Source organism: Ralstonia sp. RL (assembly GCF_001683835.1).
In the GTDB taxonomy this organism is placed as follows: Bacteria; Pseudomonadota; Gammaproteobacteria; order Burkholderiales; family Burkholderiaceae; genus Ralstonia; species Ralstonia mannitolilytica.
In genome coordinates, this window is the sequence record NZ_LWRX01000079.1 from 20,006 (window position 1) to 27,907 (window position 7,902).

General features: G+C 65.6%; 6 protein-coding genes. 5 read left to right on the top strand and 1 reads right to left on the bottom strand.

Annotation, left to right across the window (positions count from 1 at the left end):
* Positions 1–25 precede the first annotated feature (25 nt).
* Complete coding sequence (recQ, locus tag A6M56_RS08060) at positions 26–1,939, top strand: DNA helicase RecQ (RefSeq protein ID WP_102080169.1); 1,914 nt, start codon at positions 26–28, stop codon at positions 1,937–1,939.
* Here the strand turns inward: recQ and A6M56_RS08065 are convergent.
* On the bottom strand, positions 1,936–2,859 hold the full coding sequence (locus A6M56_RS08065) for a LysR family transcriptional regulator (RefSeq protein WP_102080168.1): 924 nt from the start codon (positions 2,857–2,859) through the stop codon (positions 1,936–1,938). The two genes, recQ and A6M56_RS08065, sit on opposite strands and share 4 nt — an antisense overlap.
* A gap of 100 nt (positions 2,860–2,959) precedes the next feature.
* On the opposite strand from A6M56_RS08065, the gene A6M56_RS08070 reads away from it, so the two are divergent.
* The 4 genes from A6M56_RS08070 to fusA all read left to right on the top strand — a co-directional run bounded on the left by A6M56_RS08070 (position 2,960) and on the right by fusA (position 7,771).
* Entirely contained in the window at positions 2,960–4,213 is a 1,254-nt protein-coding gene (locus tag A6M56_RS08070) for an MFS transporter (RefSeq protein WP_102080167.1), read from the top strand.
* 298 nt (positions 4,214–4,511) lie between these two features.
* The gene (rpsL, locus tag A6M56_RS08075; RefSeq protein WP_003265519.1) at positions 4,512–4,889 is read left to right on the top strand and encodes a 30S ribosomal protein S12; all 378 of its coding nucleotides are present in this window, start codon (positions 4,512–4,514) and stop codon (positions 4,887–4,889) included.
* Positions 4,890–5,074: 185 nt separating this feature from the next.
* Positions 5,075–5,545: a 30S ribosomal protein S7 gene (gene rpsG / locus A6M56_RS08080; RefSeq protein ID WP_006576502.1), complete on the top strand. Its 471-nt coding sequence runs from the start codon at positions 5,075–5,077 to the stop codon at positions 5,543–5,545.
* A 114-nt stretch (positions 5,546–5,659) separates the two neighbouring features.
* On the top strand, positions 5,660–7,771 hold the full coding sequence (fusA, locus tag A6M56_RS08085) for an elongation factor G (RefSeq protein WP_045785053.1): 2,112 nt from the start codon (positions 5,660–5,662) through the stop codon (positions 7,769–7,771).
* Positions 7,772–7,902 lie beyond the last annotated feature (131 nt).

A 7,902-nucleotide genomic window follows, 5' to 3' on the forward strand; every position in this document is an offset into this window, starting at 1 on the left:
GACATCGCGCGCACCCGCCGTCCCGATGTACGACTCTCCCGCCATAGACCACGCGCTGCAGGCGCTGCCCGAAGACACCGCCGCCGCGACGCATGCGGTGCTGCACGATGTGTTCGGCTACAGCGCCTTCCGCGGCCCCCAGGCGGAAATCGTCGCGCACGTCGCCGACTGCGGCGATTGCCTCGTGCTGATGCCGACCGGCGGCGGCAAATCGCTCTGCTATCAGATTCCGGCGCTCGTGCGGCACCGGCGCGGGCAGGGTGCCGGCATCGTCGTGTCGCCCCTCATTGCGCTGATGCAGGACCAGGTGGCCGCGCTGGAAGAGGCGGGCGTCCGCGCCGCGTATCTCAACTCCGCGCTGACGGGCGCCGAGGCCGCGCAGGTCGAGCGCGATCTCGCGGCCGGGCGGCTCGATCTCCTCTACGTGGCACCCGAGCGGTTGATGACGCCGCGCTTTCTCGAGTTGCTTGAGCGATCGCGCATCGGCCTGTTCGCCATCGACGAAGCGCACTGCGTGTCGCAGTGGGGGCACGATTTCCGGCCCGAGTACATCCAGCTTTCCGTGCTGCACGAGCGCTTCCCGCATGTGCCGCGCATTGCGCTCACCGCCACGGCCGATGCCGTCACGCGCGACGAGATCATCGAACGGCTCGCGCTCACGGGTTCCCGCGTCTTCCTCTCCAGCTTCGACCGCCCGAACATCCGCTACACCATCGTCGAGAAGGACAGCGCGCGGCAGCAACTGCTGCGCTTCATTCGCGCCGAGCACATGGACGGCGACACCTGCGACGCCGGCATCGTCTATTGCCTGTCGCGCAAGAAGGTGGAAGAGACCGCGCAGTGGCTGGCCGAGCAGGGCATCCGCGCGCTGCCGTATCACGCCGGGATGGATTCTGAAGTGCGCGCCCGCCATCAGGCGATCTTCCGCAAGGAGGAGGGCGTCGTGATGGTGGCGACCATCGCTTTCGGCATGGGCATCGACAAGCCGGACGTCCGCTTCGTTGCGCACCTCGATTTGCCCAAGAGCCTGGAGGGCTACTACCAGGAGACTGGCCGCGCCGGCCGCGACGGCCTGCCCGCCAACGCGTGGATGGCCTACGGCTTGGCCGACGTGGTGCAGCAGCGCCGCATGATCGACGAATCCGATGCGGACGATGTGCACAAACGCGTCTCCACCGCCAAGCTCGAAGCGCTGCTTGGCTTGTGCGAAGCGGCAACCTGCCGCCGCGTGGCGCTGCTTGCGTACTTCGGCGAAAGCAGCCAGCCCTGCGGCAACTGCGATACGTGCCTCACGCCGCCGCAAACCTGGGATGCCACGCGCGAGGCGCAGATGGCGCTGTCGTGCGCATACCGCGTCCAGCAAGCCAGCCGCGTGAGTTTTGGCGCGGGCCAGCTCATCGACATCCTGCGCGGCAACGCGACCGAGCGGGTCAAGCAGTGGCACCACGAAACGCTGTCGACGTTCGGCATCGGCAGCGCGCTGTCGGAAGCGGCGTGGCGCAGCGTGTTCCGCCAGTTGGTCGCACAAGGCCTGTTTGCGGTCGACCACGGCGGCCATGGCGCGCTGATCCTCACCGATGCGGCGCGTCCGGTGCTCAAGGGCGAGCAGCGCGTGATCCTGCGCCGTCAGACAGAGAAGGCGCGCGGCACATCGTCCTCGTTGACGAAGAAGGAGCGCCGCGCCGATCCGGCCGCCGATCTTTCGCCGGAGGCGCAGGTGCGCTGGCAGGCGTTGCGCGCGTGGCGGACTCAGGCCGCGCGCGAGCATAGCGTGCCGGCGTACGTCATCTTCCACGACAGCACGCTCGCGCACATTGCCCAGACCGATCCGGATTCGCGCGAGGCGCTGGGCGAGTTGCCGGGCATCGGCGTGGCCAAGCTGGACCGGTATGGGCAGGCGCTGCTCGACGTGTTGGCGAAGTGCCGCGAAGCGGCCTAGCTGGCTGCCAGGGGCAGTGGCCCCATCACGCCAGTGCGCGCCAGATGCTCGCCAAGAAAATCGACGAACGCGCGCACCTTCGGGAGCAGATGGACGCGCTGCGTGAACACGGCGTGCAGCGGCACTTCGCGCGCGGTGTAGTCGGTCAGCACGGCCTGCAGGCGCCCGGCCGCGATGTCCTCCCGCACGAGGTACGCCGGCCCCAGCGACACCCCCAGCCCTGAGCGCGCCGCCTCGCGCAGCACGAGGCTGTTGTTGGCCAGCATCGAGCCGGACACGTGCGCCACATGGCGCTGGCCTGCCGTATCCGTGAGGATCCAATCGTACGGCCCGTCGTAATTGGCATAGACGAGGCAGTTGTGTTGGCGCAGATCGTCCGGCGTGCGCGGAATGCCGTGCTTGCGGAAGTACGACGGCGCGCCGTAGATAGCATGTGCGCAGCTGGCCAGCCGCCGCGCGACGAGCGACGAGTCCTCTAGCATGCCGATGCGGACCGCCACGTCGATGCGCCCAGCGACCAGATCGGCATAACGGTCGTTCATGTCCAGGTCGATCTGCACGGCCGGGTAGCGCGCCTGGAATGCGCCCAGCAGCGGCGCCAGCAATGTCACCGCAAACGAGGCCGGCGCCGACACGCGCAACGTGCCGCGCGCCTCGTCGCGCAGGGCAGTCACGGCCTGCTCGGCGGCGTCCACGAGGGCAAGGCCTTCGCGGCTCTTCTCGAAGAACGCCGCGCCCGCCTCGGTCAGCGACAGGCGCCGCGTCGTGCGTTGCAGCAGGCGCGTCTGCAGCCGCGCTTCCAGCCGCGCGAGCGCCTTGCTGATCACGCCGCGCGACATCCCCATTGCATCGGCCGCCGCCGACAGGCTGCCGCGCTCCACCACCTGCACGAAGACCACCACGTCAGAAAGCCGATCCATATTTGCGCACGTATGGAAACAATATGGCGCCAGAGGCTACCTTAATCTGCGCGAATCGGCTGGCTAGGATGGGGGTCTCCGACTCCTCGTCCCGCGCATCATGACCACCGAAGCCCCAGCCGTTCTCAACACGCCCCTCGCCGACGCGCTTCCCCGTGGCGCCACGCCGCTGTTTGCCGCCGCCGTCGGGCTCATCGTCGTGAACCTGTTCGGCATACAGCCGCTCGTCGCCGAGATTGCCGCCAGCATCGGATGGACGACGGCCGCCACCGGGCTGCTGGTGACGGCCACGCTCGTCGGCTACGGCATCGGGCTGCTGCTGCTGATGCCGTTGACCGACCTGCAGGACAACCGCGCGCTAGTCTCGCGCACGCTGTGGGGCGCCGTGGCGTCGCTCGCGCTGACCGCCGTCGCGCGCAGCGGGCAGGTGCTGATGCTGGCCGCCTTCGCTATCGGCGTCACCTCGACCGTCATCCAGATGTTGATTGCGCTGGCCGGGCGCCTGGCGGGCGACCATCGGCGCGGCCGCGTGCTCGGCGACATCATGATCGGCCTGAACCTCGGTATCCTGCTGTCGCGACCGGCTGCGAGCCTGATCGCCGCGCAGTGGGGGTGGCGGGCGTACTACGGCGCCTCCGCCGTGGCGATTGTCGCGCTGGCGGTCGTGCTGCCACGCGTGATGCCGACCTTCGTGCCGCCGCGCGCGCTGTCTTACGGCGCGCTGCTGCGTTCATACGGACGCCTGTTGCGCGCCGAGCCCGTGCTGCGACGCCGCGCTGCCACCCAGGCGCTGCTCATGGCCGCGTTCACCTTGTTCTGGACGGCTGTGGCACTCCGGCTGGCGGCGGCGCCGTTCCACCTGTCGCAGAGCGGCATCGGCGTCTTTGCGCTGTGCGGCGCGGCGGGGGTGGTCGCCGCGCCCGTGGCGGGCCGCCTGGCGGATCGTGGCTTGGTGCGCGTGGGAACGCTGCTCGCCCATGGCATTGCGGCGGCCGGCTTGCTACTGGCGCTGGCGTCGGCGCTCGTGCCCGGCTTGGGCGTTCCCGTCGCGCTGACGATGCTGGCGGCGGCGGCATTGCTGCTGGATTTCGGCGCGATCGGCGACCAGGCGCTGGGCCGGTACACCGTCAACACGCTGCCGCCCGAAATCCGCGGACGAGTGAACGGGCTCTATACGGGGGCATTCTTTTTTGGCGCTGCGGCAGGCGGCGGGCTTGCGGGCGCGACGTGGGACCGTGCCGGCTGGGTCGGCGTGTCGGTCCTCGCGCTTGGTTTCGTGGCCGCCGCCGCACTGGCCTTCCTGTGGCCGGAGTCCGCACGCCGTGCTGCCCACGCGACACACCGGGGGTGCTGATCGGCACACCGCGCTACCAGAGCGGTAGCGCGCTTGACGCTTGCAACACACCCGGCTATAGTGCCAGATTCGAGTTTTTGGCTTCTGGCTCCGCACGTCCGTGCCCGGCAAAGCGCCGTGCAAGACATCTGAACCAGACGGGCTCGCGCTCTTTGGTCTTGATCTGTTCCCGCAGGTCCTCTTCCCAGAGCGTTCTGCTCGCCACTTCCATAAAACCCGATTGCGCCGTCCGCCTCATAAATGAGGCGTTCACGTTATGTGAGCCGGCGATTTTTCAAAAACCAAGCTGGATTGAACAATGCCAACCATCAACCAACTGGTTCGCAAGCCCCGCGTCTCGGAAAAGCTGAAGAGCAAGAGCCCGGCACTTGAGAACTGCCCGCAGCGTCGCGGCGTGTGCACCCGCGTGTACACCACGACGCCGAAGAAGCCGAACTCGGCACTGCGTAAGGTCGCCAAGGTGCGCCTGACCAACGGTTTCGAAGTCATTTCGTACATCGGCGGTGAAGGCCACAACCTGCAAGAACACAGCGTCGTGCTGATCCGCGGCGGCCGTGTGAAGGACTTGCCGGGTGTGCGTTACCACATCGTGCGCGGCTCCCTTGACCTGCAAGGCGTCAAGGACCGTAAGCAAGCGCGCTCGAAGTACGGCGCGAAGCGTCCGAAGGCAGCCTAAGCTGCGAGGATCGCGCCGCATCTGCGGTCACGGTCTTGTCATGAGCAGGCGGTACAACGGTGCGTTTTTTCGATCGCACTGGCACCGTCGAGTAAGTGGTCACCCGGCTCAGATTGTTGGAAGACAAGCTAGTTGGTGGCCGGAGAACCGAAGCGGTTCTCAACTGAACTGAAGAAGGAAAGAAGATGCCACGTCGTCGTGAAGTCCCCAAGCGGGAAATTCTGCCGGACCCGAAGTTCGGCAATGTGGAAGTCGCCAAGTTCATGAACGTCCTGATGCTGGACGGCAAGAAGTCGGTGGCTGAGCGTATCGTCTACGGTGCGTTCGACCAGATCGAGAAGAAAGCAGGCAAGGCGCCCATCGAAGTCTTCAGCGTTGCAATCAACAACGTGAAGCCGGTGGTCGAAGTGAAGAGCCGCCGTGTTGGCGGTGCCAACTATCAGGTGCCGGTCGAAGTCCGGCCGTCGCGTCGTCTGGCATTGGCGATGCGTTGGCTGCGGGAAGCTGCGAAGAAGCGCAGCGAGAAGTCGATGGCCCTGCGTCTTGCTGGTGAGCTGCTCGAAGCTGCAGAAGGCCGCGGCGGCGCGATGAAGAAGCGCGACGAAGTGCACCGCATGGCCGAAGCCAACAAGGCGTTCTCGCACTTCCGCTTCTAAGCGACGCGACAACGTTGTTGGTTGCTGGGCGGGCTGTGTGCGCACATCTCGCCCATTTGTATTAGGGGCGCTTGGCGATTGCCGGCGCCCCGTTGACGAATCTGAGGATTAACCGTGGCTCGTAAGACCCCCATTGAGCGCTACCGTAACATCGGTATTTCTGCTCACATCGACGCCGGCAAGACCACCACGACCGAGCGGATCCTGTTCTACACCGGTGTGAACCACAAGATCGGTGAAGTGCATGATGGCGCCGCCACCATGGACTGGATGGAGCAGGAGCAAGAGCGCGGCATCACCATCACGTCCGCTGCCACCACCGCCTTCTGGAAGGGCATGGCGGGCAACTACCCCGAGCACCGCTTCAACATCATCGACACCCCGGGCCACGTGGACTTCACCATCGAGGTGGAGCGTTCCATGCGCGTGCTGGACGGCGCGTGCATGGTGTACTGCGCGGTGGGCGGGGTGCAGCCGCAGTCGGAAACCGTCTGGCGTCAGGCCAACAAGTACAAGGTGCCGCGTCTGGCGTTCGTCAACAAGATGGACCGTACCGGCGCGAACTTCTTCAAGGTCTATGACCAGCTGAAGACCCGTCTGAAGGCCAACCCGGTGCCCGTCGTGGTGCCGATCGGCGCGGAAGACGGCTTCCAGGGCGTCGTCGACCTGCTGGAAATGAAGGCCATCATCTGGGACGAAGCCAGCCAGGGCGTGAAGTTCGAATACAAGGACATCCCGGCCGAGTTGCAAGCCACCGCTGAGGAATGGCGCGAGAAGATGGTGGAGGCCGCGGCCGAAGCCAGCGAAGAGCTGATGGAAAAGTACCTGGGCGGCGAAGAGCTGACCCGTGCCGAGATCGTCAAGGCGCTGCGTGACCGTACCATCGCCTGCGAAATCCAGCCGATGCTGTGCGGCACCGCGTTCAAGAACAAGGGCGTGCAGCGCATGCTCGACGCCGTGATCGACTTCCTGCCGTCGCCGGTCGACATTCCGCCGGTCAAGGGCGTGGACGAGAACGACGACGAGAAGAAGCTCGAGCGCAAGGCTGACGACAACGAAAAGTTCTCGGCGCTGGCGTTCAAGATCATGACCGACCCGTTCGTTGGCCAGCTGATCTTCTTCCGCGTCTACTCGGGCAAGGTCAATTCGGGTGACACGGTGTACAACCCGGTCAAGCAGAAGAAGGAACGTCTGGGCCGTATTCTGCAGATGCATGCCAACCAGCGCGAAGAAATCAAGGAAGTGCTGGCCGGTGACATCGCTGCGGCAGTGGGCCTGAAGGACGCGACCACGGGTGACACGCTGTGCGATCCGAGCGCGCCGATCGTGCTGGAGCGCATGGTGTTCCCGGAGCCGGTGATCTCGCAGGCCGTCGAGCCGAAGACCAAGGGCGATCAGGAAAAGATGGGCCTGGCGCTGAACCGCCTGGCTGCAGAAGATCCGTCGTTCCGCGTGAAGACCGATGAAGAGTCGGGCCAGACCATCATTTCGGGCATGGGCGAGCTCCACCTCGAAATTCTGGTCGACCGCATGAAGCGCGAATTCGGCGTGGAAGCCAACATCGGCGCGCCGCAGGTGGCCTACCGCGAAACGATCCGCAAGACGGCAACCGACGTCGAAGGCAAGTTCGTCAAGCAGTCGGGCGGCCGCGGCCAATACGGCCACGCAGTGATCACGCTGGAACCGCAAGAGCCTGGCAAGGGCTTCGAGTTCGTCGACGCCATCAAGGGCGGTGTGATTCCGCGGGAATTCATCCCGGCAGTGCAGAAGGGTATCGAAGACACGCTGACTGCGGGCGTCCTGGCCGGCTTCCCGGTCGTCGACGTGAAGGTCACGCTGACGTTCGGTTCGTACCACGACGTGGACTCGAACGAAAACGCGTTCCGGATGGCCGGCTCGATGGCGTTCAAGGAAGCGATGCGCCGCGCCAGCCCGGTGCTGCTCGAGCCGATGATGGCCGTGGAAGTGGAAACGCCGGAAGACTACACCGGTACCGTGATGGGCGACCTGTCGTCCCGCCGCGGCATCGTGCAGGGCATGGACGACATGGCAGGCGGCGGCAAGATCATCAAGGCCGAAGTCCCGCTGTCGGAAATGTTCGGTTACTCGACCGCGCTGCGCTCGGCCACGCAAGGCCGCGCCACGTACACCATGGAATTCAAGCACTACGCTGAGGCACCGAAGAACATCGCCGAAGCCGTGATGGCCGCCAAGGGTACGAAGTAATCAACGTGTTTGGGCGACCGCACGTGCGGTCGCCCCGATCCATATCTAGTAATTAGCTGATTCCGAATTGAGGAGCTGACATGGCAAAGGAAAAGTTCGAGCGGACCAAGCCGCACGTGAACGTTGGGACG

Coding starts and splice junctions, on each gene's coding strand:
- recQ (WP_102080169.1), top strand. CDS start 26: ATGTACGACTCTCCCGCCATAGACCACGCGCTGCAGGCGCTGCCCGAA.
- A6M56_RS08065 (WP_102080168.1), bottom strand. CDS start 2,859: ATGGATCGGCTTTCTGACGTGGTGGTCTTCGTGCAGGTGGTGGAGCGC.
- A6M56_RS08070 (WP_102080167.1), top strand. CDS start 2,960: ATGACCACCGAAGCCCCAGCCGTTCTCAACACGCCCCTCGCCGACGCG.
- rpsL (WP_003265519.1), top strand. CDS start 4,512: ATGCCAACCATCAACCAACTGGTTCGCAAGCCCCGCGTCTCGGAAAAG.
- rpsG (WP_006576502.1), top strand. CDS start 5,075: ATGCCACGTCGTCGTGAAGTCCCCAAGCGGGAAATTCTGCCGGACCCG.